This window comes from Mycobacterium kiyosense (genome assembly GCA_021654635.1).
In the GTDB taxonomy this organism is placed as follows: Bacteria; Actinomycetota; Actinomycetes; order Mycobacteriales; family Mycobacteriaceae; genus Mycobacterium; species Mycobacterium kiyosense.
In genome coordinates this window covers 5,272,110-5,295,427 of the sequence record AP025179.1, presented here as the reverse complement: position 1 = coordinate 5,295,427, position 23,318 = coordinate 5,272,110, and the positions used below count along the sequence as shown (strand labels likewise).

Here is a 23,318-nt window from a genome sequence, read left to right as displayed (position 1 = left end):
GGACCTGTTGATTTGTCGCACTGACCACTTGGTCAGGTCAGCCGGCCAACCGCGACTCGGAGAACGTCTGCGGGCCGAGACAGCGACAGGACAATCTAGATCGCTGCTATGCCTCGGCTGAACCAGGGTCGCCCGGTGGAGAAGAAGCCCGCACATTGGCTGCGGGCTGAGCATCCTTCTCACTCGTGGATGTAGGCGTTCTTCCAGTCTGAGATCGATTGCACTGCGAAGGGTCTCACGCTGGGGTCGAGGACGCACAGTGGGAGGTTGTAGATCGATACGCTCACCCCGGCTGCTGCGAGGATATGGACGCCGGCCTTCAATTTCTCTTGGTAGTCGACGGGGTCGATCCACAGTGTGTCTTCGTTGGCGATCGCGAAGCCGGTGTGTTCCATGCCCATCAGTGCGACGTGGTCGACGAAGGGGAGGTTCCGGGCGTTCCATGAGCACGTTTCGCGCAGGCGTGGCGCGGTGATCGCGTGCAATACGACACGGATTTCAACTCGCTGGCTGCGATCTTTCAGCTGTAGTACACCGAGCACTGTCTGGTCGAACGCGCCCCGGGCTTGGACTACGTAGTCGTGGATGTGGTCGACGGCAGCATAGATTGGTATGCCTGCCGAGAGTTCGGGGTGACCAACCGTTGCCCAGGCATCCGCGATCTCGGGCGAGGCGAAGGCTCGGCCGTTGGTCAGCACGTGTACCGCGGTGTCCGGGAGCACATTTCGTGCCAGATCAAGTAGACCGATGAACCGGCGCCAATCCGTGAGCGGTTCACCTCCGGTGAAGGTCAGCGCCGGCGTCGATGGGTCAACGAGCGGCAGAGTGTCGGCGATCTCGTCGATCAGCCAACCGTCGTCGGCTTTTCTTGGGTGGTTGCGAGCACATGAGGCAGTAGTTGTTGCAGCGTTCGGTGACCAGGAAATAGTTGTGGCGCGAGGAGCGGCGGTAGAGCACCCGCACTCGCCCGGATGGCGGGTGGATGCTCAGCACGTCGCCGTCGCCGAGTTCGGCGAACGCGGCGGGCAGCCTCACATAGTTCAGCATCACGTCGTCCGGGCGCGCGCGGCGGCCGATGGCGACGTGATAGCCGTGCGCTTGGGCCAGTGTCCATTCGCCGTGGTGGGTGATGAGTGCGGCGTCGCGGGCGTCGGTCGGGACGGTGCTGGGGGGCCGCAGTCGCCAGGATCGCCGCTGTGCACCCAGTCCGATGATGTCAGCCGTCGGCGTCCGAGCGGACAGGACGAGCGGTTTCATTGTGCCCAGTTCCGGAGTATGGCGGCGTCCTCGGGGGAGTGTTCGAGCAGCTCGAACAGATGGGTGATGACTCCCTTGTGTCGCTCGCAGAACTCTGAGAGCGGTTTGATCCCCAGCAGATCACCCTGGGTTGCATGGTGATACACGGGATCGGCGCCGCAGTTGGGCTCGAAGACGCAGGTTGAGCATTGGGGTGCGGTTTGGGTGAGGGAGTCCGCGACCGCTGACACCAGGGTGTCCGATAGCACCAGGTCCCGGTAGTGGTGCTCGCCGACGTTGCCCAGCTCGAAGCGCCGATCGCCCATTTCGGCGAGCATGCGGGCTTCGTCGGAGGCGAAGACGGTTCCGTCGTAGTTGTAGACGAAGGCTCCCAGGCCGATTCCGGCGGGACTTCGCAGATCGACATATGCGATGGGTTGGTCGCTGAGCATCCGCCGCAGGATCAGTGCCGAAAAAAACTCCGGGAAGTCCCACGGATCGGTGCGCAACCATGCGGACATAGGCCGGTGTTGAACTGTGCGCTCGAGACCATCGAGTTTCGAGCGACCGAGCCAGCAGCTCATGACTATGAGGACGGGCTGTCGCAATTCGTGCCGCAGCGAGTGAGAACAGACTGCGGAGAGCCCTTCTCGGCGCCTCGATCGCGATTGCGACCACTGCGACCTTCGTAACTGACCCAGTATTGCCGCGCGGCGCAATGGGCGCACACGCTGTTACGTCGCGTAACACGCGGAGACATATTGCCAGAACAACGCCAACGTGCGTAACGATGCAGACTTTCAATCACTGCAGTTCGAAGGCTATTTCCCCACCAAAGCACGGGGGTTCGATTCCCCATAGCTCCACAAAGTTCGTGCTCATCACGGATGGGCGAGCAGATACGTCTCGTTGCTCAGCCCGGCTCTGAGTTCTTCGACATCGAACGGTCGGTCGAGGCGGGCGTGCAGGGCCTTCGGATCGACGAGCAGGCTGATCTCCGCGGTCTGACGGGCGAACAACCGGCCGATCATCGGGTAGATCCGGCGCATGACCGCGCGCTCGGCAGCAGTGCACCGGGACGCGCAATAACCGACGTGTCCGATCTCATCGGTCAGAATCTCGCTGTACAGCAACTCGATTCGCGCCGCCACGGCCGGTTCGTCGCCGAACAGCTCGATACCGACGCGTCGCAGTTCGTCGAACATGATGCAGCCGGCCATTTCGGCGGCCCCGACGAACAGGAAGCCCAGCCGTTGGGGCATGAACACCCCGGCCTTGACGAACTGGCGTAGCACGAACGGCGGCGGGACCACCTGGAAGGTCAGGTCGAACACGTCGAGCACGTAGGCCAGCAGCCGGGTGTGGTAGTGCTCCTCGAGTTCGAGATAGACGTTCTCCGGCGGCAGGTTCGCGTCGCTGTTGCGCCCGTACGTCTCACCCAGACCGACGCCGAACCGCTCCGCCTGATTCAGCTTGGCCGTCGCCAGCAGGAACAACATCCTGCGGTCCAGGCCGGGTTCGGGCCGCCGCCGCCGCAGGTTGCGAAGGAACGTCACCCGATCGGCCGGCCGGGCCGAGCGGACCGGGTTCGCCTCGAGTTCGACGAAGAAGTCCTCACGATTCGCCAACCGCCGATTGAGCAGATCGGCCTCGCCGTCGCGCCGGGCCAGAAAGTCCCGGTAACCGTCAATCCCATTGAGCGTCATGATCTTTCCATTCCTTTGACAATCGTCGTGACGTATCTGTTGAGCAGCGCGGCGTCGTGCGCCCCGGTGGCCAGCAGCGCGAAAAGCCCGGTCAGGAAGAACATTGAGAGCTCGGCGGAGTCTGCGTCCGGGGAAACCTGCCCGCCGTCCTGCGCCCGGCTGATCACGCCCACCAGGAACTGCGCCAGGGGGTGCCGGCCCAGCTCGTCCTCGACGGGCCGGGTCGAGGAGAAGTGCAGTCCGAGCATGTCGCGAAACACCGCTGCGCCCAGCCGGCGCTCGGCGTCCAGGACGAGTTCGACGACGCGGGCCAGCACCGATTCCAAGGGCCCCGCGGCCGCACCGAGTTCACTGACGATGCGGGTTTCCTCGGTGCGTTCGACTTCGATGAGCACGTGCTCCTTGGTGGGGAAGTGAAAATAGAAGGTTCCGCGCACCACGCCGGCCGCGGCGGCGATCGAACTGACGTCGGCCCCGGCCAGGCCGCGCCGGGAAATTTCGTCCAGCGCCGCCGCGGATAGGCGTGCCCTGGTTTCGAGTCGCCGCGTCTCCCGCAGGCTGCTGGCTGGTGGGATGGGCATGGCCGGTGACGCTACCCAGCTGATTGACGATCGTCAATGACAGTCGTCAATCAAATGAGGTTCGGCCTGCCGTGGCGGTCCGCCTGCAGGCGCGGTGCGCAGGTTGACGAGCGTGGCTAAGATGGAAAGTCGGTTCAGAACGATGCCGTAGTGGCCGTTCCCTGCACCGAAAGTCACCGTAGTGCCCACTGTCCTACTCGACACCAGCGATCTCGCCGAGGCCGAGACAGCCCTCAGCGCGAACTACTCGAAGATCCGCATCAACGCGACGCCGGACGGCACCCCCGCCGCGATGCGTATCGAACGGAGCTGCTTCGGCTCGATCGGCGTCGACGCCGCCGATTACGGATGCGGCTTCACCTACGAAATGGACCCGCCGGAACCGATCGTGGTGTGCGGCGTGGTCTCCGGTGGACTGGAAGCGGGGCCCGATCGGCGGGAAGCCACTTTCTGCCGACCCGGCGAGGTTTACGCCTTCGGCGCGGCCGACGGGCTGGGATACCGAGGGCGAGTCCGGCGGGGCAAGTACTACCACGTGGTCGTCGACCGGTCCCTCCTGAACAGGGCAGCCGGAACACCTTCGCACAACAGCGAACCCGTCCGGCTGACCGATTCCACACCCTTGTCGCCGGCTGCCAACCGGCATCTCTTCGACTGCATCGATTACCTGCACGGCGTCGCGGCCGCCGGATATGCGGACCGTAATCAGTTGATCCGCAGCAACTTGGAGCAATACCTGGCGGCGGTGCTGTTGGCGATCTTCCCCAGCACCGCACCACAACAACCGACCAGGGCCGAAATGCGGGGCATCACACCGGTATTGCTGAAGCGTGCCATGAGATTCATCGACGACAACGCCCACACCGACCTTTCGCTGGCCGACATCGCGGCAGCGGTGCACATCACGCCCCGCGCGCTGCAGTACATGTTCCGCAAGCACCGCGATTGCACCCCAACGGAATACCTGCGCCGGGTACGGATGCACCACGCCCACCGTGACCTGTTGATCGCCGACCGCGCCGAGGCCACCGTGGCCGACATAGCACGGCGTTGGGGATTCGCGCACCCGGGCCGGTTCGCCGTGCACTACCGCGAACAGTACGGTCAAAGTCCGCAGGTTACGCTGCGCACCGACCGGGCCCGGTTAACCGGCTGAAAACAGTTCGGTCGCAATAGGTTTGGTTGCGTACGTGCGTGCACCTGAAGACACTGTCAGTACCAGACGCTGATCCGCGACACCCGCGGCGACGTCGCTGAAGTGGTGTGCATGCGCCAGCTCGGTGAGGAACACCGCGCTGCCGGCGGGCGGTATCTCGTGCGGAACATCGGCGCCCGCGACCGGCTTGCCGATCGGGACCAGCGACGTACCGTCCGGATCGGAACGTATCGCCCACCCGTCGACGTGGAACGGCGCCCGTCCGGCATTGACCACCTTCACCCCGATCACCAGATCGTCGAATTGCTCGGCGGCATTGCTCAGGCACTCCCGGACATCGGCACTGGCGTCGTTGGTCAGCAATCCGTCGGGCGTCAGCCGGCCGATGACCGCCGTGAGTCTGGGACGCGGTCGCTGCCGCAGGAACGTGCCGATCTGCCAGCCCAGGGACGCCACCGCAAGAACGGTGGCGACCAAGCCCAGCACGAAGCCGGCGACACTCATCGAACACCCCAATCGTCGACCATGTCGCAAACGCTACTGGGCCGCCGGCCCTCCGGCACAGCCACGGACCGGCGAGCCGCGCCGCAGCCTGATGAACGTCCAATATTCAGCTGAACATTCGCTGAGACAGCGTTTCTGCGTCGAATTGTGTCCGGGGACGTCTCTAATGTCGAGGGAATGAACACCCAGTACTACCTGCAGAAGATTCCCGTGGAGGCCGTCGAGCCGGGCTACTCGCTCGCGATCCGCGATGCCGTCCGCACCGGTGGCGCCAAGTTCCGGCTGTTCCAAGTGGAAGGCATCGAGGTGTCGCGGCGCGGCGGCCAACCGGTGACGGTCACCCTGACTTCGGATACCGCCGCCACGCTGCAATACGAAGCGGGCACACCGGTTGTGCGGCTCTTCGGCATCTGCGCGAGGGCAGCGTCCTGAAGCCTCCCGAGTCTCGACCTCAGCGCGGTTTGGCGGCGGTCACGAACTGCAACACCCGCTGGGTCTGCTGTTCGACGTCGACCAGCCCCGCCGAGGTGAACAGGTCGACGAATGCGTCACTGTCGAACATGGTAAGCCCGATGAGGCGCGCGCCCGCGCTCAGCGCGAAGCCCAGTGGTTGTGGCGCAGGGTAATAACTCGTCAGGATCGCGATACGACCACCCGGCGCCAGCACCCGCACCATCTCCTGGGCCACCCGGAACGGTTCCGGAATCAGGTACAGCGCACCGAAACAGCAAACCGCGTCGAAGGTTTCGTCGTGGAAGGGCAATTCACGGGCATCGCCGCGCACGTAGCAGGTCCGCGGTCCGCTGTTGTCCTGCACGGCGCGGGTCAGCATCGGCTCGGAGATGTCGAACCCGACCGCGAGGCTGCCGGTGGACAGCTGCTCGGCCAGCGGAGCAGTGAAATTGCCTGGCCCGCAAGCGACATCGAGCAACGTGGTGGCGCCGCGCAAACCCAGGGCCGTCGCCGCGCGACGCTGCTCGGCTCCGGTGGTGACACCGCTGGCCAGGTAGAACGACATCGGGCGCCAGAGCTGCTCGTAGACCGTCGCTACGAACGAGTTGTTCATCGCGAGCTGAGCCAACGTCGGCACGGGTGCGGCCGTCGACTCTCCGAGCACGTCGAGGTAGCCGTGCCGCAGCACTGCGGGCTTGGTGAGCAGACTGCGCGTGAGCTCGAGCCGATCCTGGTTATCGATCATCGTCGCCGGTTCCTCCCTGCCCTCAGGTTAGTGCCCGTCCTTGCCGGAGCGGCGCCGCACGTCTTAGCCTGGGGCGCAGTAGACCGCGGAGGGATGGCCGAATTGACCGGCGTGGGGGTCGAAGCACTCGCGGGAATGGACATTTTCCGGGGCTGTCCGGTGCAGGATCTGCTGCCGCTGGCAGCGCGCCTGTCTCCGCTGTCCGCTCCGGCCGGCCAGGTGCTGATGCGCCAAGGCGAGCAGGCGCTGTCGTTCCTGCTCATCGCATCGGGCAGCGCCGAGGTCATGCACGTCGGCAGCGACCACGCAGTAATCGTCGAGCAGGCCGTGCCGGGCATGCTCGTCGGCGAGATCGCTTTGCTGCGCGACATCCCGCGCACGGCGACGATCGCCACCGTCGAACCGCTCACCGGCTGGATCGGCGACCGGGACGCCCTGAATGAGATGGTGCACATCCCCGGGATCATGGACCGGCTGGTGCGCACGGTACGCCAGCGTCTGGCCGCCTTCATCACCCCGATTCCGGTGCGGCTGCGCGACGGATCCGAGCTGATGCTGCGTCCGGTGCTGCCCGGCGACAGCGAACGAACCGTGCACGGCCACGTGCACTTCTCCAGTGAAACCATCTACCGGAGGTTCATGTCGGCGCGGGCGCCCAGCCTGGCGATGATGCACTACCTGGCCGAGGTCGACTACGTCGACCACTTCGTCTGGGTCATGGTCGACGGCAGCGACCCGGTCGCCGACGCGCGCTTCGTGCGCGATCAGGAAGACCCGACGGTCGCCGAGATCGCCTTCACCGTCGCCGACGCCTATCAGGGACGTGGCATCGGGACGTTTCTGATCGACGCGCTGTCGGTGGCCGCCCGGGCGGACGGCGTCGAAAGATTTTCTGCGCGAATGCTTTCCGACAACCTGCCGATGCGTACCATCATGGACCGCGCCGGCGCGGTATGGCAGCGCGAGGACGTCGGGGTGATCGCCACCGTCATCGACGTGCCCCGCGAACTGAAGATCGACGCCGCGATGGCCGATCAGATCAAGCAGGTCGCTCGTCAGGTTATCGACGTGGTCAGCTGAGCTCCCCGACGAAGCCCGTCCGTCGTGGTATCAACGATCATGCGGCGCATATGGATTGGGCTCGCGGTGGCGATGCTGGCCGGCTGCGCCGAGCAGCGGCCCACCGCGGCGCCTGCCTCACTGTCGGTACCGACGTCGAGCCGTGCCCCCGGCGCTGCCGTCAACCCGGGCAACATCAGGCGGATCGGCCGTGAACTGCCCGCAGGTTACGAGGTGAGCAACGTCGCCCGCGCCGCATCGCCGAAGGCGATCTGGGGATTGGGCGCAGACACCGTGGCGAATCCGCCGCTGTGTATGGTGCTGGCCGATCCGGGTGACGCGCATCAGCCGGCCGCGCAGGGCGTGTCGGGGTCCGGCCCGGGCGGCATCGTCGACTCGGTGGTCGTGACGATGTCCGGGGGTCTGGCGACGCTGGACCGCAACGCGCAAACGGCGTGCGCGCACTGGGATCTGACCGCCGGGCGCACCCTGGTGAACGTCGGCCTGATCGAAGCCCCGCACATCGACGGCGCCGACACGCTCGGAATGGTCGCCGACATCCGCGCCGCGGTCGAATCGGGGAGCGAAATCGATTCGCGGGCATACACATTCGTCGCATACCTGGGCGCCTACTACGTGTTGACCGCGCTGACCACCGACCCGGGGTCCATGCTGCCGCCGCTGCCACCGCAATACGCCGCGGATCTACTGGTCAAAACGGTGTCGACGTTACGCGGCTGAGCCTCCCCGGTTCGGTAGATTGGCCACGATGTTCAGGGTGTCGCTCGCGGTCGGATCGGTGTGTGTGCTCGTCGGCTGTTCCGGCGGCACCCACAGTTCGCAGCCCGCCAAGGTCGACATCGCCAAGATCAGCGAGGTGAAGTCCAGTTTCGGGCCGGAATTCAAGGTAACCGACGTCACCCCGCGCGCCATCGACCCACAGTTCTTCGCTGCGCGCAAACTGCCCGCGGGCCTCAATTTCGACCCGGCCGCCTGTGCCAAGACGGCGGTGGGCCCGGAGATGCCACCCGGCCTGGAGGGCAACATGGCCGCCATCTCCGCCGAGGGCAACGGCAACCGATTCGTGGCGATCGCGGTCGAGACGTCCCAGGCGCTGCCCGTCAACGATCCGGGCAAAGACTGCGCCAAGGTGGGCTTCGCAGGTGCGCAGGTGCGCGGCGGCATCGAGGTGGTCGAGGCGCCGCACATCGACGGCGTGCACACCCAGGGCATCCATCGCGTGCTGCAGGCGCTGGTGGACGGCTCGGCACACACCGGCGAGCTCTACGACTTTTCTGCCCAGTTCGGCGACTACCAGGTGATCGTGATCGCCAACCCGCTGGTGATACCCGGCCAGCCGGTCGCCAAGGTCGACACCCAGCGCGCCCGCGACCTGCTGGTCAAGGCGGTGGCCGCAGTCCGCGGCCAGTAGCTTCAGCTGCGGGTTACCGCACGTCGCGCGGCCGGAACTGAATGCTGACCCGTGGACCGGCGGCCGCCGACGTCTTGGGAACCGAATGCTCCCAGGTGCGTTGGCAGGATCCGCCCATCACCAGCAGGTCGCCGTGGGCCAGCGGCAACCGCAACGACGGCCCGCCGCCGCGCCGGCGCATCGCGAAGGTGCGGGTGGCGCCCAGGCTGACGATCGCGACCATGGTGTCCTGCGAGCTGCTGCGCCCGATGGTGTCGCCGTGCCACGCCACGCTGTCGGATCCGTCCCGATAGCAGCACAATCCGACGGTGGTGAACGGCTCGCCCAACTCACCGCCGTAGATGTCGTTGAGTCGCCGCCGAATTCGCGCCAGCTGCGGGTGCGGCGGATCCTCGACGGTCAGGTCGTGGAAACTCACCAGCCGTGGCACGTTGACCACCCGGTCGTACATCTGGCGGCGCTCGGCGCGCCAGGGCACGGTCCGCAGCAGTTCCCCGAGCAGATCGTCGCAGTCCCGCAGCCAGTTCGCGCGGACGTCGAGGAATGCGCCGTCGCCCAGATACCTGCGCTCGTTGTGCTCGAATAGCGAGCCCTGAACCGCGATCGCCACCCCGCGAGTCTATCGCACACCAGTTCGATCGCTCGGTGTGTGACGCGCCCGCGGCCGCCGCCGCCGCTACGGTTTGAGGCGTGGGTGTCGCGCTGGGGACCAATTCCGAGGTGGGCGAGTTGCGGGTGGCCATCCTGCATCGCCCCGGCGACGAACTGCGCCGGCTCAACCCGCGCAACAACGACCAGTTGCTGTTCGACGCGCTGCCATGGGTGTCGCGCGCCCAGGACGAGCACGACGAGTTCGCGGCGCTGCTGCGCTCGCGCGGGGTCGAGGTGCTGCTGCTCTCGCAGCTACTGACCGAGGCGCTGCAGCACAGCGGGGCCGCCCGGATGCAGGGGGTCGCGGCGGCCGTGGACGCGCGGCGACTGGGAACGCCGCTGGCGCAATCGGTTTCGGCCCACCTGCGGGGCCTCGAGCCGGCCGCGCTGGCGCGGGTGCTGACCGCCGGGATGACCTTCGAGGAACTGCCCGCGGCGGCCCGCACCGCGGTGTCGTTGGTATTGCGGATGCACCACGAGTCGGACTTCGTGATCGACCCGCTGCCCAACCTGGTGTTCACCCGCGACTCGTCGATCTGGATCGGTCCGCGGGTGGTGATCCCGTCGCTGGCGCTGCGCGCGCGGGTGCGCGAGGCCTCGCTGACCGACATCGTCTACGCACACCACCCGCGGTTCACCGGGGTGCGGCGGGCCTACGAATCGCGCACCGCGCCCGTGGAGGGCGGCGATGTGCTGTTGCTCGCCCCGGGCGTGATCGCCGTGGGGGTGGGGGAGCGGACCACCCCGGCCGGTGCAGAAGCGTTGGCGCGCAGCCTTTTCGACGACGATCTGGCTCATACGGTACTGGCCGTGCCGATCGCCCAGCAGCGCGCGCAGATGCACCTGGACACGGTGTGCACCATGGTCGACGTCGACGCGATGGTGATGTACGCCAACGTCGTCGACACGCTGTCGGCGTTCACCATCGCGCGCACCCCCGACGGTGTGACGATCAGCGACGCGGCGCCGTTCGTGGCGGCCGCCGCCGCGGCGATGGGGCTCGACAAGCTGCGCGTGATCGACACCGGCCGCGATCCCGTGGTCGCCGAACGCGAGCAGTGGGACGACGGCAACAACACCCTGGCGCTGTCACCCGGCGTGGTGGTGGCCTACGAGCGCAACGCGCAAACCAACGCCCGGCTGCAGGACGCCGGCATCGAGGTGCTCACCATCGCGGGCTCGGAGTTGGGCACAGGCCGCGGCGGCCCCCGCTGCATGACCTGCCCGGCCGCCCGCGACCCGCTTTAGGGTGGCTCGCATCACCCTCGCGGTCGGCCGACGGGGTCACGCTAGCGTGACGTTCGGCGCGCAACGTCACGCTAGCGTGACGTTCGGCGCGCAGCAGTCGTGCTAACGCCAGCTGGGCAGCCAGATCTCCATGTCCCAGGTCTGCTGGGAGATCGGCAACCCGGTCAGCACCGGGAACAGCCAGGCGAAGTTCGTCACCACCAGCGCGACGTAGCAGCTGACCAGGATCAAGCCGAGCGTACGTCGTTCCTTGTTCTGGCCGGGCTGGTGCAGGATGTCGCCGAGGATCAGCGCGATCGCCATCGCCAGGAACGGGCCCATGGTCGCCGCGTAGAAGAAGTACATCTGCCGATCGATCTCGGCGAACCAGGGCAGCCAGCCCGCGCAATAGCCCACCCACACCACCGCGTAGCGCCAGTCGCGGCGCACGAACATCCGCCACGATGTGTACAGCAGCACCGGCACCGCGAGCCACCACATGGCCGGGGTGCCCACCAGCATCACCGCCTTGACGCACGACTGGGCACCGCAGCCGGCGACGTTGTTCTGGTCGATGGCGTACAGCACCGGCCGCAGCGACATCGGCCAGCTCCACGGCTTGGATTCCCAAGGGTGGTAGTTGCCCGCGGAATTGGTCAGCGTGGCGTGGAAGTGGAACGCCTTGGTGGTATACCACCACAGCGAGCGGATCGCGTCGGGCAGCGGGACCACGCTGTCCGGGCCGATGGTCTGGCCGACCTGGTGGCGGTCGATCGCCGTCTCGGAGGCGAACCACGCCGCGTAGCTGGCCAGATAGACGGCGAACGGGATGACTAGCAGCGCATACGCGGTGGGCACGACGTCGCGGCGCAGCGTGCCCAGCCAGGGCCGGGGCACCTGATACTGGCGGCGGGCGGACACGTCGAAGCCCAGCGACATCAGGCCGAAGAAGGCCATGAAATACAGTCCCGACCACTTCGTCCCGAACGCCAGCCCCAGCAGCACGCCGGCGCCGAACCGCCACCAGCGCACCCCCAGCCGCGGGCCCCACACCGTCGCGGCGCAGCGACCTTCGCTGAACGCGACATGCATGCGTTGCCGAACCTGGTCCCGGTCGACGATCAGTGCACCGAACGCCGCGACCACGAAGAACGTCAGGAATCCGTCGAGCAGCGCGGTCCGTGCGGTGACGAAGCTGACCCCGTCGCAGATCACCAGGATCCCGGCGATCGCACCGACCAGCGTCGAGCGGCTGATCCGCCGCACGATGCGGGTCACCAGCGCGACCAGCAGCACGCCCAGCAACGCTCCGGTGAACCGCCAGCCGAAGCCGCTGTAGCCGAACAGCGCCTCGCCGAGCGCGATCATCTGCTTGCCCACCGGCGGGTGCACCACCAGGCCGAAGCCCGGATTGTCTTCTACCCCATGGTTGTTCAGCATCTGCCAGGCCTGGGGCGCGTAGTGCTTCTCGTCGAAGATGGGGGTGCCGGCGTCGGTCGGGGAGCCTAGGTTCAGAAACCGGGTCAGCGCGGCAAGCAGGGTGATCACCGCGGTGGTGACCCAGCCCCGCAGCCGGTCGCGCGGGCCGAAGTCGGCAGCGGGAAGCAGCGGCGCGGGGCTGACGGTGGCTGCCGGGCGGATCGACTCGCGCTCGAAGACCCCGTCCTCGGCGGGGTCCTCGTCGCAGACGGAGGTTTCTCGGGGCGGGGCAGTCATCGGTGTCGATCGTAGGCTGTCGGTCGTGACTACCGGCCGCCTATTGCTCGCCGCGACCCCGTTGGGCCAGCCCTCGGACGCGTCGCCGCGCCTGATCGAGGCACTCGCGGAAGCCGACGTGGTGGCCGCCGAGGACACCCGGCGACTGCGCAACCTGGCCAAGGCGCTGAACGTGACGATCGGCGGGCGGGTGCTCAGCCTATTCGACCGCGTGGAGGCCACCAGGGTCGGCACGCTGGTCGACGCGATCGGCTCGGGGGCGACGGTGCTGGTGGTCAGCGACGCCGGGATGCCGATCATCAGCGACCCGGGCTACCGGCTGACCACGGCGTGTATCGAGGCCGGCCTGCCGGTGCACTGCCTGCCGGGGCCGTCGGCGGTGACGACGGCGTTGGTGGTTTCCGGGCTGCCGGCCGAGAAGTTCTGCTTCGAGGGTTTCGCGCCGCGTAAGGGCGCGGCCCGCCGATCCTGGCTAGCCTCGCTGGCCGACGAGCGGCGTACCTGCGTGTTCTTCGAGTCTCCGCGCCGGCTTGCCGCCTGCCTTCGCGACGCGGTCGACCAGCTCGGCGGGGCCCGGCAGGCCGCGATCTGCCGGGAACTGACCAAGGTGCACGAGGAAGTGGTGCGGGGATCGCTGGACGAGCTGGCGGACTGGGCGGCCGGCGGCGTCCTCGGCGAGATCACCGTCGTGCTGTCCGGAGCCACCCCGCGGGCCGACCTGTCCACGCTGGTGGCCGACCTGGTTGCCGAGGTGGAGAACCTCGTCGAAGGCGGCATCCGCGTCAAAGACGCGTGCAGTCACGTGGCGGCCGGCTATCCGGAGGTGCGGTCGCGCCAGCTCTACGAGGCGGTGTTGAAGTCGCGCCGCGAAACCGAGGAGTAGGCCCGGCCCGTCAGCGCGCCGGGGTTAGAGGCAGGGCACGCCCGGCAGCGGTACGGGACAGATCGGGGGTGCGGCGGCGGACCGGGCAGCGCAGGCAGCGGCGGTAGGGCCGGTAGCGGCGGCGGAGCGGGCAGGGCGGGTAGCGGGGGCAGCGCCGGCAAGCCCCGGGCAGTGCCGGTAAGCCCGCGGGCAGCGCCGGCAGGCCCCGGGCAGCGCCGGCAGGCTGGTGGGAACCCCGGCAGCGGCCAGCATCGCCGGGAGTGCTGCGGCCAGCGCGGCCGGGTCCACACCCTGTAGTTGTGGTGCGCCCGCGACCAGCGCCGGCAGTGCGGCGGCCAGCAGCGCCGGGTCCACGCCGGGCAGCGCGCCGCCGGCCAGGGCGGGCAGGGCCTGGGCCAGCATCGCCGGGTTGACCGCCGGAAGGGCGCTGGCCAGCGCAGGCAGCGCGGCCGCCAGCATCGCCGGGTCCACGCCGGGGATCGGCGGCAGTCCCGGGATTCCAGCCGTCAACGCCGGCAGGGCGGCCGTCAGTATCGCCGGGTTGACCCCGGACAGGGCCGGCAGGCCGGGAATGCCGCCGGCTGAGGCCAGCGCGAGCAGGTCGGTAGGCGAAACGCCCGGCAGCCCCGGCAGTCCGGTGGCGGCCAGGGACATCAGGCTTGCCGGAGATACGCCCGGCAGGGCGGGCAGGCTGATGCCCGGCAGGCCGCCCGCGGCGGCCAAACCGATCATGCCGGCCGGCGAAACGCCGGGCAGCCCGGCCAGATTCAGGTTCGGCACGCCGGGCAGGCTCAGACTCGGCAGCGCGGCGGTGGGCAGTTTGCTGGTGATCGGCAACAGCAGATTGCTGACCGAGTTGACGGCGCCCTGTACCTGGTTGTTGACGGCGGGGAGCAGACCCGAGGAATTCAGCGTGTTGTAGGCGAGCACCACGTAGGTGACGGCCAGCGCGGTGGTCGAGACCGTGCCCGAGATGGTGTTGCCCACGCCCAGCACTCCGTTGACGACGGCGGTCGCCGCGTTCACGCCGTTGGGGACGTTGGCCAGGGCGGTGCCTCCGGCCGCAGCGCCGTAGAGGTCCGACACACCGGGAATCGAGTAGATGTCGACCGGGTCGCCGGAGCCGGGGGGTTGGGCGGCCGCATCGGGTGGCGGACCTGCAGGGGGTGCGGCGGCGTTGGACGCGTCGGGCAACGCGCTGGTGCTGCCGCTGGACCCGCCGGGAGAGGTGTAGGCGGCCGATTCGGGTGAGCCCGGTTGTTTCGCCGCAGCAGGTGCGGGCGTGGGTGTTTGCGGCGCCTCGACCGCCGCGGGTGCTGCGGGAGCCTGGGGCACCGTGTCGGCGCCCGGCTTACCCGCCGGCGGCATCAGGACCGAAGCCAGCTTGTCGCACTGTTTACCGGCGGTGCAGGTGCCGCCGGACAGCACCTTGCTCTGGTTGGACAGGGTCAACGGCGCAACCGCCAGCGCGCCGCCCAACACGGCGGCGGCCGCGGCGCCGACGATGGCAACTCTCATGACAGACCTTTCGCACCCGCTCGCGCCTTCAAGTGTGCAAATCGACACACTGCTGGCTGAAGCTTAGGCGCACCCGACGACCGCCGCGGGCTTTCTGCGAAATCAGCCCAACCAGCTCGATCGAGGTAAAATTTGCTGGGCTAACTCACGCGACTCGCCGTGGCGGCGGTCGGCGGCCCGACGACGGGGGCGGCCTTGTGCAGGCACTCCGCCCATTCCGCCGCGGGGTCCGAATCGGCGGTTATCCCGCCGCCCACACCCAGGACGGCGTTGTCACCGGCATCGAACTCCACTGTGCGGATCGCGACGTTGAGTTCACATCCCGCTATCGGCGAAACTAATCCCATGGTGCCGCAGTAGATTCCCCGCCGTCTGCGTTCCCATTGCGAAATAAGTTGGCGGGCACGAATTTTCGGTGTTCCGGTCACCGATGCGGGCGGGAAGGCCGCGTCCAGCAGCGCCGCCATGGGCAACTCGGGCGGGATCTGGGCCGAGACCGTCGACACCAGATGCCAGACGCCCGGCGCGCGCCGGACCACCAACAGTTCCGGGACGGTGACTGTTCCGGTAATCGCAACGCGCCCAAGGTCATTACGAACAAGATCGACGATCATGATGTTCTCGGCCACCTCTTTGGGCGATGCCCGCAGTGCCGTCGGCCAAGCGTCCAGTGGCAGCGTTCCCTTGATGGGACTGGACATCACCAGGCCACCGTGGCGGCGCAGGAAAAGTTCGGGAGACAGCGATGCCACCGCCCCCCATCGCCCGGCGACGTACGCCGCGCGGGCCGGCGCGGTGCGGGCCACGCCGTCGACGAAGAAGTCCAGCGCGGACCCGGTCAGGGCGCCACTGAACTGGGTGCAGACGCAGGCCTGGTACACCTCGCCCGCCGCGATCGCCTCCAGGCATGCCAGCACACCTTCTGTGTGTGCTGACCGGTTCGCCGGCTGCCATTCGATATGGCACAGCGGTCCAGTTCTGGGCGCCGGCGCCGCCAGCGAGTCCGTCAACCAATCCGGCATCCGGGCACCGGAAAGGCTCTCGAACCACCACTGCCCGTCGCGGTCGCGGCGCAGCACGCAATCGGTCCAGCCGCCGGCCGCTTCGGGAATCCGGTGCCCCAACCCGTCGGCGCCGGGGTCGGGGTAGGACAGGTAACCGATCCAGCCGCCTCCGACCGCATCCACCGGTCCGGGCGGGGCGGTCCCCGCCGGGAGCGCAGTCGGCAGGGCGAACGCTTCCCGGGCAGGGGTAGGGCGCACCTGCACGCTCGGCGCGATCACCGCCAGCGCGCCGAACCACTCGCCGGTCAGGGCCGCCGGGGGGGCCAGCCCGAGCCGAGCAGTGGCGCGACCGAGTGACCGCAGCACCTGCGGTGCGCCACCCAGATCGCCGAGCCGCTCGATTCGCACCGGCCTAGCTTGACAGAAGCCCTCACCCGCGGCTGATCTTGCGTGGATTACCCAGCGCCAGCAGCTTCTCGGGATTCCGCATCGCGTAGAAGTTGGTGATCTTGTCGTCGACGATCTCCACCGTGATCACCCCCTGCAGCCGGCCGTCCAGGTAAAGCACCACGGCCGGAGCGCTGTTGCAGGTCACGGCCTCGACGTGCAGTTCGCCGCGCGCTTTGCGCAGCAATCCGACGATGGCGCCGGCCACCTTCCGTGCGCCGACGATGGGCTTGCGGGAGGCGGTGACCTTGCCGCCGCCGTCGGCCAGCCAAACCGCGTCCGGGGCCAGCATCTCCAGCAGCGCCTCGACGTCACCGTTGGCCGCCGAGGCCAGGAACTGCCGGGTGATCCGCGCGTGCCGATCGGGATCCACCGGGCCGGCGCCGTCGAACCGCGTGCGCCGGGCCTGGACGTGCTCACGCGCCCGGTGCGCGACCTGCCGCACGGTCGGCACCGGCTTGCCCACCGCGTCGGAGATCTCGTCGTAGCCGAACCCGAACACCTCGCGCAGCACGAACACCGCCCGCTCGTCCGGGCTGAGGGTCTCCAGCAGCACCAGCATGGCGATGGACACCGATTCGGCCAGCACGACGTCGGCGCTGGCGTCCTGGTCGTCGAGCAGCAGCGGCTCGGGCAGCCAGGGCCCCACATACTCCTCCCGGCGGCGGACCTGAGCCCGCAATGCGTTGAGCGCCTGCCGGGTGACCAAGCGGGCCAGGTATGACTTGGTGTCCCGCACGCCGTCCAGGTCGACCTGCGCCCAGCGCAGGTAGCTGTCCTGCAGTACGTCGTCGGCCTCGGTCGCCGAGCCGAGGATCTCGTAGGCGATGGTGAACAGCAGCGGGCGCAGCAGGGTGAACCGTTCCGCGTGCCCGCCGCCGTTCCCCGGCGAACTCACCGGGCTGGGAGAATTCACCGGACGGCGACCTGCTCGTCGGTGCCGAGCCGCGCCGGCCGGTTGCCGCCTTTGAGCCAGCGGTACCAGCCGGGCTTGGCGGCCTCCTTGCGCAGGCCCCACAACGTGCCCTTGCAGACCAGCTCCTTGACGGACGCCGCCAAGCGGCCGCCGATGTAGAGGTTCAGCGGGGTGTCGTCGGCGCGGGCGAGCTGGATGGTGCCGTAGCTGCGGCCCACGCTCACGCACTGCCCGGTGAACGCCTGGTTCAACGGGTCCGGGGTGGTGCCGGCGATCCGGGCCAGGACCGTGTTGGCCGCCTGGGCGGCCAGCGGAATGGCGGCCTGGCAGCTCATCCGCAACGGCTGGTTGGAGGGCGCGGCGGCATCACCGGCCGCGACGATCCGGTCGTCGGTGACGCTGGTCAGCGTCTCGTCGGTGAGCAGGCGGCCCAGCGCGTCGGTGCGCAATCCGCTGCGGCTGGCCAGGTCCGGCACCCCGAAGCCGGCCGTCCAGACGGTGACAGCGCTGGGCAGCACGGCGCCGTCCCCGAGCACCACCGACTCCCACCGGACCTCGGTCACCGTCGCGGACTCGAGCACCCGCACGCCGAGCTTGGCCAGCTGTTTGGCCACCGAGCGCCGGCCGGGCTCGCTCAGCGACGGACCCAGGACGCCGCCGCAGACCAGGGTCACCGGGTGGCCCTGCTCACCCAGCTCGCCGGCCGCCTCGATGCCGGTCAGGCCGCCGCCGACCACGGTGATGGGCGCGGCGGGGGCCAGATCGGTGAGCGCGTAGCGCAGCCGCTGCGCGCCTTCCAGCTCGGCCAGGGCAAAGGCGTATTCGGCGGCGCCGGGCACCGCGGCCGGTGTGGCTCCGGTGCTGCCGACGGCGTAGATCAGGTAGTCGTACTCCAGCGCGCCGCCCGAGCTCAGTTCCACCCGCCGCGCCGTCGCATCGATGTGGGTGGCGGTGTCGACGACCAGCCGGATGCCCCTGCCCAGCAGCGTGCCGTAGTCCGCGGTGCCGGTGGCGGTGCCGGCGGCCAACTGGTGCAGGCGGATTCGCTCCACGAACTGCGGCCGCGGGTTGACCAGGGTGATATCGACGGCGGCGCGCAGCCGTAAATGATTGGCGGCCATGGTGCCGGCGTATCCGCCGCCGACGACGACCACCCGGGTCTTGGGGGCGGCCGGTTCGGCAGGCCTGGACTCCTTGGACAGCTTGGACATCGTTGTCTCCTGTTCTGATCGGGTTACGCCCTCAAGACACCGTGGGGCGGCCAGACGTGACAGAACAGGCGCGGATTGTGAGCTGTTTCACTCCGCCGGAACGAAGACGAAGTTGTTGACGTAGACACCCCGCGGCGCCCAGCCGTCTTCGGCGCCGCCGATGTTGGCCGGATTCTGATGTTCGGCGGCGTCGAACTCCTCGATGGGCCGGCGCTCGCCGTCCAGGGTGAAGTGGCCCCGGTAACCCAGGCCGGTCAGCAGCCGGGTGATCTCGGCGACCGCGTCGGCGTGGTGGCGGTCCTCGGCCTCGACGACGATCGTCGGCCGGTTGCGGTCCAGCGTCTCCACGGCGCCGCGCAGCACGGCCAGTTCGTGACCCTCGACGTCGATCTTGATCAGGCCGACGCCGTCCAGGCTGAGGTCGTCTAGGCGCTGGACGGGGACTTCGATGGTGGCGACCGGTCCGCCGACCGCGGTGTCCAGCACGTTGTCCGCGTCGATGGTGCTGCGGCCCGGGTCGGACTCGACGACCCGCATGGCCACTACGCCGGGCTGGTCGGAAAGGGCCAGCGCCTCGACGCGCACCGGCGCGCCGACCGCGGCGAACATCGTCGTCAGCTCGCGGGCCTGGGCCGGGCGGGGCTCGAAGGCGATCACCGAGCGCGACGAAGACGCCATGGCGATGGCGAATTCACCGATGTCGGCGCCGATGTCCAGCGACACCCGATGGGGATCGCACAGCGATCGCACCAGCGCCACGTCCGGCCGGGACTCGCCGAGACGTTGCAGGATGCGGTATTTGCGCCGCCAGAACAGGCCCGGCGCGATCAACTTCGCCGCGGGCGCGAGCCGATGTTTGGCGGTGCGGGCGAGCGACATCGTGACGACAGTATCGGACGGGGGTCCGGGGTGAGGCGTCGGGATCGTGCAGGTCACAAAGATTTCGAAGGGTCCAGACCGGCCCGCGTGATAATCTCACCGACAGATAATTCGTCCGTGACCTGCGCCGGTCCGGGTACTTCTCAGGGAACCAGGCTAGGCAAGGGGCCGCTTCGAAGCGCATCGGTGGGTGTTCGGATGCGGCGGTTCGTCAAAACTGACGGTGGCCGGGTCAGTTGCCCAACCGGTGCAGCCACTCGACTCGTGCACAAATCGGAGGACCGGTGCCGCGCAGCTTGGACCTCGTCGTCACCTCCGTGGCTACCCAGCTCATGGAGGCGACCGCGTCCACCGCTACGCAGGTCAGCGAACGGGTCCTGGCTCAGCTCGTCGAGCAGTTCGACGTGGACGCCAGTTTTCTGCGTCACCACGATCACGACATCCGTGCCTCGGTGCTGGTCGCCGAATGGCCGCCGCGGGCCAATGTGCCGGATCCCGATCCGCAGGGCGTCGTGCATTTCACCAGCGCCGACCCGGTGCTCGCGCAGTGCGAGCACGGCAGAAAGCCGGTGGTGATCCGGCCCGACCAGAACAATCGGACGCTGCCCCGCTGGATCGGGGCCGGGAAGCAGGCCGCATCGCCGTCGGTGGCTGCCGCCCCGCTGGTCTCCGGCGAGATGACCACCGGGGTGCTGGGCTTCGTCAAGTTCGGCGCCCGCAAGTGGAAGCAGGAGGAGATCAACACCCTCGAGGCGGTGGCGGCGCTGTTCGCGCAGCTGCAGGCCCGGATCGCGGCCGAGGAGAAGCTGCGCTACCTGGCCGAACACGACGACCTGACCGGCCTGTACAACCGGCGGGCGCTGGTCGCGCACCTTTCCGACCGGCTCGCGGCCGGCAACCCCGGCCCGGTCGCCGTGCTCTACATGGACCTCGACCGGCTGAAGTCGATCAACGACTACCTCGGGCACACCGCCGGTGACTGGTTCATCCGGGTCTTCGCCCAGCGGCTGCGGGTCTGCGCGGGCTCGCAGAGCATGATCGCCCGACTGGGCGGCGACGAGTTCGTCGTCATCCCCGACCAGACGATGTCCAGCGGCGCAGCCGAATCGTTCGCCCGCCGCCTCGGCACCATGCTGCGCGAGCGGCTGGCGATCGGTGGCCATCAGATCACCCGGACCGTCAGCATCGGGCTGGCGGTGGGCATGCCGGGCCGCGACAACAGCACCGACCTGCTGCGTCGTGCCGACGAGGCGGTGCTCACCGCCAAGCGCGCCGGCGGCAACCAGGTAGCCGTGTCCACCGACGACATGTCGCTCAAGAGCGCGTTCCGCAACGACATCGAGCTGCACCTGCAGGGAGACATCGACAGCGAGGCCCTGCTGCTGCATTACCTGCCCGAGGTCGACCTGTGGACCGGGGCCATCGTTGCGGCCGAGGCGTTGGTGCGCTGGCGGCACCCGATCTGGGGATTGCTGCTGCCGGATTCGTTCATCGGGGTCGCCGAATCGACCAACCTGGCCGGTGAGCTGGGGCGCTGGGTGATGCGCAGCGCATGCGCGGAGTTCAGCCGGTGGCGGTCCCACGGTGTCGGGCAGACCGCCATCCTGCGCATCAACGTCTCGCCCGTGCAGCTGATCACCCGTGGTTTCGTCCGCACCGTCGCGGACACGATCGAGGAGTTCGGCATCGACGGCGGGTCGGTCTGCTTGGAGATCACCGAGCGCGCGGTGGTCCACGACATCGAGGCCACCCGCAAGACGCTGCACGAGCTCAAAGACGTGGGCGTGCAGATCGCCATCGACGACTTCGGTACCGGCTATGCGGTGTTGTCGCACCTGAAGTCGCTGCCGGTCGACATGCTCAAGATCGACACCGGGTTCGTCCGTGACCTCGGGACCAACGCCGGTGACCTGGCAATCGTGCGGGCGATCATCGGCCTGGCCGAGGCATTCGGCCTGCAGCTGGTTGCCGAGGGCGTCGAGACCCCGGCCGCCGCGCTCACCTTGATGCAGCACGGTTGCCATCGCGCGCAGGGGTTTTTGCTGTCACGCCCCGTCCCCGGCAACGCCATGGAGGAGTTGCTGGCCGCACGCTGGATGCCGATGCCCTTCCTCGCCGATCGCGAAGCGCTGACGCTCGGCGTGATCTAGCCAACGCAGAGAATGGTTCGAACAATCAGAAATCCCACGTTGATCGCTGTCGCCTGCGCGACGGCGCTGGCCACCGTCCTGGTCGCGGGTACTGCCCTGATGATCGGCGGGTGCAGCCGCCACCACACCGATCCCGGACCGCTGAACGCCATGGTGAGCCCGGCCATCCCGCCGGCGGCGCAGGAGATACCCAATCCGCTGCGCGGGCAGTACGAGGACCTGCTCGAGCCGCTGTTTCCGCAGCGCGATCTCGCCCAGCAGCGCTACCCGGCCTGGCCCGCGTCGCACGACGCCAGCCTTCGGGTCACCTGGCGTCAGTTGCAGCCCACCGATCCCGCCACCCTGCCGCCGGATGCGCCGGACGACCTCAGATTCGACTTCAGCGTCATCGACGATGCTTTGACCAAGCTCGCCGAGCGGCACATGCGGCTGACGCTGCGGGTGCAGGCCTACAACTCCTGCTGCAACCCCAGCTACCCGGACAACACCAACATCGAGATCCCGGACTGGGAACGCGCCAAGCCCGGCACCAGCACCAGTTACTCCGGCGGTGCGAAGGCGCCCGCGCCCGGCGTCACGCAGGTGGTGCCGAATTTCAACGACCCCACCTATCTGAACGATTTCGGGCAGCTGCTGGCCGCGCTCGGCCGCCGCTACGACAACGACGAACGGCTCAGCGTTTTCGAGTTCTCCGGCTACGGCGATTTCAGCGAGAACCACGTCGCCTATCTGCGCGACACGCTCGGCGTGCCGGGCCCGGATCCCGACAACAGCGAACGCGTGCTGGGCTACTACAGCCAGTACCGCGACCAGAACATCACCAAGGCGTCCATCACCCAGCTGGTCGCGGCCAATGTCGCCGCCTTCCCGCACACGCAGCTGGTGGTCACCCCGAACAACCCCGAGATCACCCGGCAGCTGCTCTCCGACGACGTGACCAAGAAGCTGGTTGCGCCGGTGGGTATTCGCTCGGACTGTCTGGGGGTCTACTCACCGCTGCCCGTCTGGGCCGAGTCGGGCCACTATCCGCAGACCGAGGGCGCACTGGTCGACAAGCTCAAGGAGCGGCTCGGAAAAGCACCGGTGATCACCGAGTGGTGCCAGTTGCAGAATGGGATGACGCCGCAGCAGTACTACGAGAAAGGACTGCACGACGTCATCGGCTACCACGTGTCGATGACCTCGAGTATCAACTTTCCGGATCAGGACGCGACCTCGCCGATGGATCCCAAGCTGTATGTGCTGTGGGCGCAGGCGAACGCGGTCGCCGGCTACCGCTATTCGGTCGAAGCGCGGCCGGGTTCGCAGTCGTTGCAGGACAACACGGCGTCGATCTCGGTCAACTGGACCAACTACGGCGCCGCCGCGGCCACCGAGAAGTGGGCGGCGGCGTACCGGGTGGTGGATTTCACCGGGCAGACGGTGCGGGTGATACCCGGGTCGGTGAACCTGCGGGGCCTGGTTCCGGATTCTTCGGGCAGCGGCAGCAGCGACACGCCGCCGCCGGTGTCGGCGGCCGAGACGGTGCGGGTCGAACTCAAAGGACTACCGCCGGGCCATTACACGCTGCGGGCCGCGGTGGAGTGGCAGCAGCACAAGCCGAACGGCTCGCACGCGGTGAACTATCCGCCCATGCGGTTGGCCCGCGACGGGCGCGACGATGCGGGCTTCTATCCGATCGCCACGCTGGATGTGCCCCGCAGCGTCCTCAGCACTCCTGGCCAGGTGTAGACCCGCTGCGGGCTTCGGCATACCTGGAGACTGTTCTAGGTTTGGTTGGCGTACTAAAAGTATGGCAACATGGGTATCTAGAAACCGCCGGGTTTGACCACGGCACTTGACGC

General features: G+C 68.2%; 23 protein-coding genes. 9 read left to right on the top strand and 14 right to left on the bottom strand.

The genetic code is table 11. The features are described from left to right. Positions 1-179: 179 nt before the first annotated feature. The 5 genes from L6444_RS24820 to L6444_RS24800 all read right to left on the bottom strand — a co-directional run bounded on the left by L6444_RS24820 (position 180) and on the right by L6444_RS24800 (position 3,523). A complete protein-coding gene (locus tag L6444_RS24820) occupies positions 180-824 on the bottom strand; it encodes a hypothetical protein (RefSeq protein ID WP_236984413.1) in 645 nt (214 codons plus the stop codon). Further along, complete coding sequence (locus L6444_RS24815; protein WP_236977814.1) at positions 811-1,257, bottom strand: hypothetical protein; 447 nt, start codon at positions 1,255-1,257, stop codon at positions 811-813. Before L6444_RS24815 ends, L6444_RS24820 begins: the two co-directional genes overlap by 14 nt. Next, entirely contained in the window at positions 1,254-1,757 is a 504-nt protein-coding gene (locus tag L6444_RS24810; protein ID WP_236977813.1) for a hypothetical protein, read from the bottom strand. Before L6444_RS24810 ends, L6444_RS24815 begins: the two co-directional genes overlap by 4 nt. Positions 1,758-2,117: 360 nt before the next feature. Then, positions 2,118-2,942 carry a hypothetical protein gene (locus L6444_RS24805; protein ID WP_236977812.1) on the bottom strand — a complete coding sequence of 275 codons (825 nt, stop codon included), beginning with the start codon at positions 2,940-2,942 and terminating at the stop codon, positions 2,118-2,120. After that, positions 2,939-3,523: a TetR/AcrR family transcriptional regulator gene (locus tag L6444_RS24800; RefSeq protein ID WP_236977811.1), complete on the bottom strand. Its 585-nt coding sequence runs from the start codon at positions 3,521-3,523 to the stop codon at positions 2,939-2,941. The genes L6444_RS24805 and L6444_RS24800 overlap by 4 nt, the downstream gene beginning before the upstream one ends. Before the next feature lie 181 nt (positions 3,524-3,704). On the opposite strand from L6444_RS24800, the gene L6444_RS24795 reads away from it, so the two are divergent. After that, complete coding sequence (locus L6444_RS24795; RefSeq protein WP_236977810.1) at positions 3,705-4,679, top strand: helix-turn-helix transcriptional regulator; 975 nt, start codon at positions 3,705-3,707, stop codon at positions 4,677-4,679. Here the strand turns inward: L6444_RS24795 and L6444_RS24790 are convergent. Further along, entirely contained in the window at positions 4,668-5,183 is a 516-nt protein-coding gene (locus tag L6444_RS24790) for a hypothetical protein (protein WP_236977809.1), read from the bottom strand. The two genes, L6444_RS24795 and L6444_RS24790, sit on opposite strands and share 12 nt — an antisense overlap. Before the next feature lie 177 nt (positions 5,184-5,360). Between L6444_RS24790 and L6444_RS24785 the strand changes: the two genes are divergently transcribed. Beyond that, positions 5,361-5,615 (top strand): hypothetical protein, encoded by a 255-nt coding sequence (locus L6444_RS24785; protein ID WP_236977807.1) that lies wholly within the window; start codon positions 5,361-5,363, stop codon positions 5,613-5,615. A 19-nt stretch (positions 5,616-5,634) separates the two neighbouring features. Here the strand turns inward: L6444_RS24785 and L6444_RS24780 are convergent, their stop codons facing one another. Next, positions 5,635-6,381 (bottom strand): class I SAM-dependent methyltransferase, encoded by a 747-nt coding sequence (locus L6444_RS24780; RefSeq protein ID WP_236977805.1) that lies wholly within the window; start codon positions 6,379-6,381, stop codon positions 5,635-5,637. A 93-nt stretch (positions 6,382-6,474) separates the two neighbouring features. Here L6444_RS24780 and L6444_RS24775 point away from each other — a divergent pair, with 93 nt between their 5' ends. The 3 genes from L6444_RS24775 to L6444_RS24765 are packed head-to-tail and all read left to right on the top strand — an operon-like array spanning position 6,475 to position 8,872. Beyond that, positions 6,475-7,461 (top strand): GNAT family N-acetyltransferase, encoded by a 987-nt coding sequence (locus tag L6444_RS24775; protein ID WP_236977804.1) that lies wholly within the window; start codon positions 6,475-6,477, stop codon positions 7,459-7,461. Between the two features lie 39 nt (positions 7,462-7,500). Further along, entirely contained in the window at positions 7,501-8,181 is a 681-nt protein-coding gene (locus tag L6444_RS24770; RefSeq protein WP_236977803.1) for a DUF5642 family protein, read from the top strand. A gap of 28 nt (positions 8,182-8,209) precedes the next feature. Then, positions 8,210-8,872, top strand: coding sequence for a DUF5642 family protein (locus L6444_RS24765; RefSeq protein ID WP_236977802.1), 663 nt, complete (start codon positions 8,210-8,212; stop codon positions 8,870-8,872). Positions 8,873-8,885: 13 nt separating this feature from the next. On the opposite strand, the gene L6444_RS24760 is transcribed toward L6444_RS24765, so the two are convergent. After that, the gene (locus tag L6444_RS24760) at positions 8,886-9,482 is read right to left on the bottom strand and encodes an alpha-ketoglutarate-dependent dioxygenase AlkB (RefSeq protein ID WP_236977801.1); all 597 of its coding nucleotides are present in this window, start codon (positions 9,480-9,482) and stop codon (positions 8,886-8,888) included. An 80-nt stretch (positions 9,483-9,562) separates the two neighbouring features. On the opposite strand from L6444_RS24760, the gene arcA reads away from it, so the two are divergent. Further along, a complete protein-coding gene (gene arcA / locus L6444_RS24755) occupies positions 9,563-10,771 on the top strand; it encodes an arginine deiminase (protein ID WP_236977800.1) in 1,209 nt (402 codons plus the stop codon). Between the two features lie 102 nt (positions 10,772-10,873). Here arcA and L6444_RS24750 read toward each other — a convergent pair whose 3' ends face one another. Then, on the bottom strand, positions 10,874-12,466 hold the full coding sequence (locus L6444_RS24750) for a dolichyl-phosphate-mannose--protein mannosyltransferase (protein WP_236977799.1): 1,593 nt from the start codon (positions 12,464-12,466) through the stop codon (positions 10,874-10,876). Positions 12,467-12,491: 25 nt separating this feature from the next. Between L6444_RS24750 and rsmI the strand changes: the two genes are divergently transcribed. Further along, on the top strand, positions 12,492-13,349 hold the full coding sequence (gene rsmI, locus L6444_RS24745) for a 16S rRNA (cytidine(1402)-2'-O)-methyltransferase (RefSeq protein WP_236977798.1): 858 nt from the start codon (positions 12,492-12,494) through the stop codon (positions 13,347-13,349). A 24-nt stretch (positions 13,350-13,373) separates the two neighbouring features. On the opposite strand, the gene L6444_RS24740 is transcribed toward rsmI, so the two are convergent. The 5 genes from L6444_RS24740 to L6444_RS24720 all read right to left on the bottom strand — a co-directional run bounded on the left by L6444_RS24740 (position 13,374) and on the right by L6444_RS24720 (position 19,324). Continuing rightward, positions 13,374-14,867, bottom strand: a complete 1,494-nt coding sequence (locus L6444_RS24740; RefSeq protein ID WP_236977796.1) for a hypothetical protein — start codon at positions 14,865-14,867, stop codon at positions 13,374-13,376. A 140-nt stretch (positions 14,868-15,007) separates the two neighbouring features. Then, positions 15,008-16,279 carry an aminodeoxychorismate synthase component I gene (locus tag L6444_RS24735; protein WP_236977795.1) on the bottom strand — a complete coding sequence of 424 codons (1,272 nt, stop codon included), beginning with the start codon at positions 16,277-16,279 and terminating at the stop codon, positions 15,008-15,010. 22 nt (positions 16,280-16,301) lie between these two features. Further along, positions 16,302-17,216 carry an RNA polymerase sigma-70 factor gene (locus L6444_RS24730; protein WP_236977794.1) on the bottom strand — a complete coding sequence of 305 codons (915 nt, stop codon included), beginning with the start codon at positions 17,214-17,216 and terminating at the stop codon, positions 16,302-16,304. 14 nt (positions 17,217-17,230) lie between these two features. Next, on the bottom strand, positions 17,231-18,445 hold the full coding sequence (locus tag L6444_RS24725) for an NAD(P)/FAD-dependent oxidoreductase (RefSeq protein ID WP_236977793.1): 1,215 nt from the start codon (positions 18,443-18,445) through the stop codon (positions 17,231-17,233). Positions 18,446-18,532: 87 nt separating this feature from the next. Next, positions 18,533-19,324: an FkbM family methyltransferase gene (locus L6444_RS24720; RefSeq protein WP_236977792.1), complete on the bottom strand. Its 792-nt coding sequence runs from the start codon at positions 19,322-19,324 to the stop codon at positions 18,533-18,535. A 284-nt stretch (positions 19,325-19,608) separates the two neighbouring features. Between L6444_RS24720 and L6444_RS24715 the strand changes: the two genes are divergently transcribed. Beyond that, positions 19,609-21,474 carry a putative bifunctional diguanylate cyclase/phosphodiesterase gene (locus L6444_RS24715; RefSeq protein WP_236977791.1) on the top strand — a complete coding sequence of 622 codons (1,866 nt, stop codon included), beginning with the start codon at positions 19,609-19,611 and terminating at the stop codon, positions 21,472-21,474. A 12-nt stretch (positions 21,475-21,486) separates the two neighbouring features. Continuing rightward, positions 21,487-23,205, top strand: coding sequence for a hypothetical protein (locus tag L6444_RS24710; protein ID WP_370653018.1), 1,719 nt, complete (start codon positions 21,487-21,489; stop codon positions 23,203-23,205). The last annotated feature ends 113 nt before the right edge of the window (positions 23,206-23,318 follow it).

Excerpts from the sequence above, each read along its gene's own strand:
- L6444_RS24815 (WP_236977814.1), bottom strand. The coding sequence starts at position 1,257 with ATGAAACCGCTCGTCCTGTCCGCTCGGACGCCGACGGCTGACATCATC.
- L6444_RS24810 (WP_236977813.1), bottom strand. The coding sequence starts at position 1,757 with ATGTCCGCATGGTTGCGCACCGATCCGTGGGACTTCCCGGAGTTTTTT.
- L6444_RS24805 (WP_236977812.1), bottom strand. The coding sequence starts at position 2,942 with ATGACGCTCAATGGGATTGACGGTTACCGGGACTTTCTGGCCCGGCGC.
- L6444_RS24800 (WP_236977811.1), bottom strand. The coding sequence starts at position 3,523 with ATGCCCATCCCACCAGCCAGCAGCCTGCGGGAGACGCGGCGACTCGAA.
- L6444_RS24790 (WP_236977809.1), bottom strand. The coding sequence starts at position 5,183 with ATGAGTGTCGCCGGCTTCGTGCTGGGCTTGGTCGCCACCGTTCTTGCG.
- L6444_RS24785 (WP_236977807.1), top strand. The coding sequence starts at position 5,361 with ATGAACACCCAGTACTACCTGCAGAAGATTCCCGTGGAGGCCGTCGAG.
- L6444_RS24780 (WP_236977805.1), bottom strand. The coding sequence starts at position 6,381 with ATGATCGATAACCAGGATCGGCTCGAGCTCACGCGCAGTCTGCTCACC.
- L6444_RS24775 (WP_236977804.1), top strand. The coding sequence starts at position 6,475 with ATGGCCGAATTGACCGGCGTGGGGGTCGAAGCACTCGCGGGAATGGAC.
- L6444_RS24770 (WP_236977803.1), top strand. The coding sequence starts at position 7,501 with ATGCGGCGCATATGGATTGGGCTCGCGGTGGCGATGCTGGCCGGCTGC.
- L6444_RS24765 (WP_236977802.1), top strand. The coding sequence starts at position 8,210 with ATGTTCAGGGTGTCGCTCGCGGTCGGATCGGTGTGTGTGCTCGTCGGC.
- L6444_RS24750 (WP_236977799.1), bottom strand. The coding sequence starts at position 12,466 with ATGACTGCCCCGCCCCGAGAAACCTCCGTCTGCGACGAGGACCCCGCC.
- L6444_RS24740 (WP_236977796.1), bottom strand. The coding sequence starts at position 14,867 with ATGAGAGTTGCCATCGTCGGCGCCGCGGCCGCCGCCGTGTTGGGCGGC.
- L6444_RS24725 (WP_236977793.1), bottom strand. The coding sequence starts at position 18,445 with ATGTCCAAGCTGTCCAAGGAGTCCAGGCCTGCCGAACCGGCCGCCCCC.
- L6444_RS24720 (WP_236977792.1), bottom strand. The coding sequence starts at position 19,324 with ATGTCGCTCGCCCGCACCGCCAAACATCGGCTCGCGCCCGCGGCGAAG.
- L6444_RS24710 (WP_370653018.1), top strand. The coding sequence starts at position 21,487 with ATGGTTCGAACAATCAGAAATCCCACGTTGATCGCTGTCGCCTGCGCG.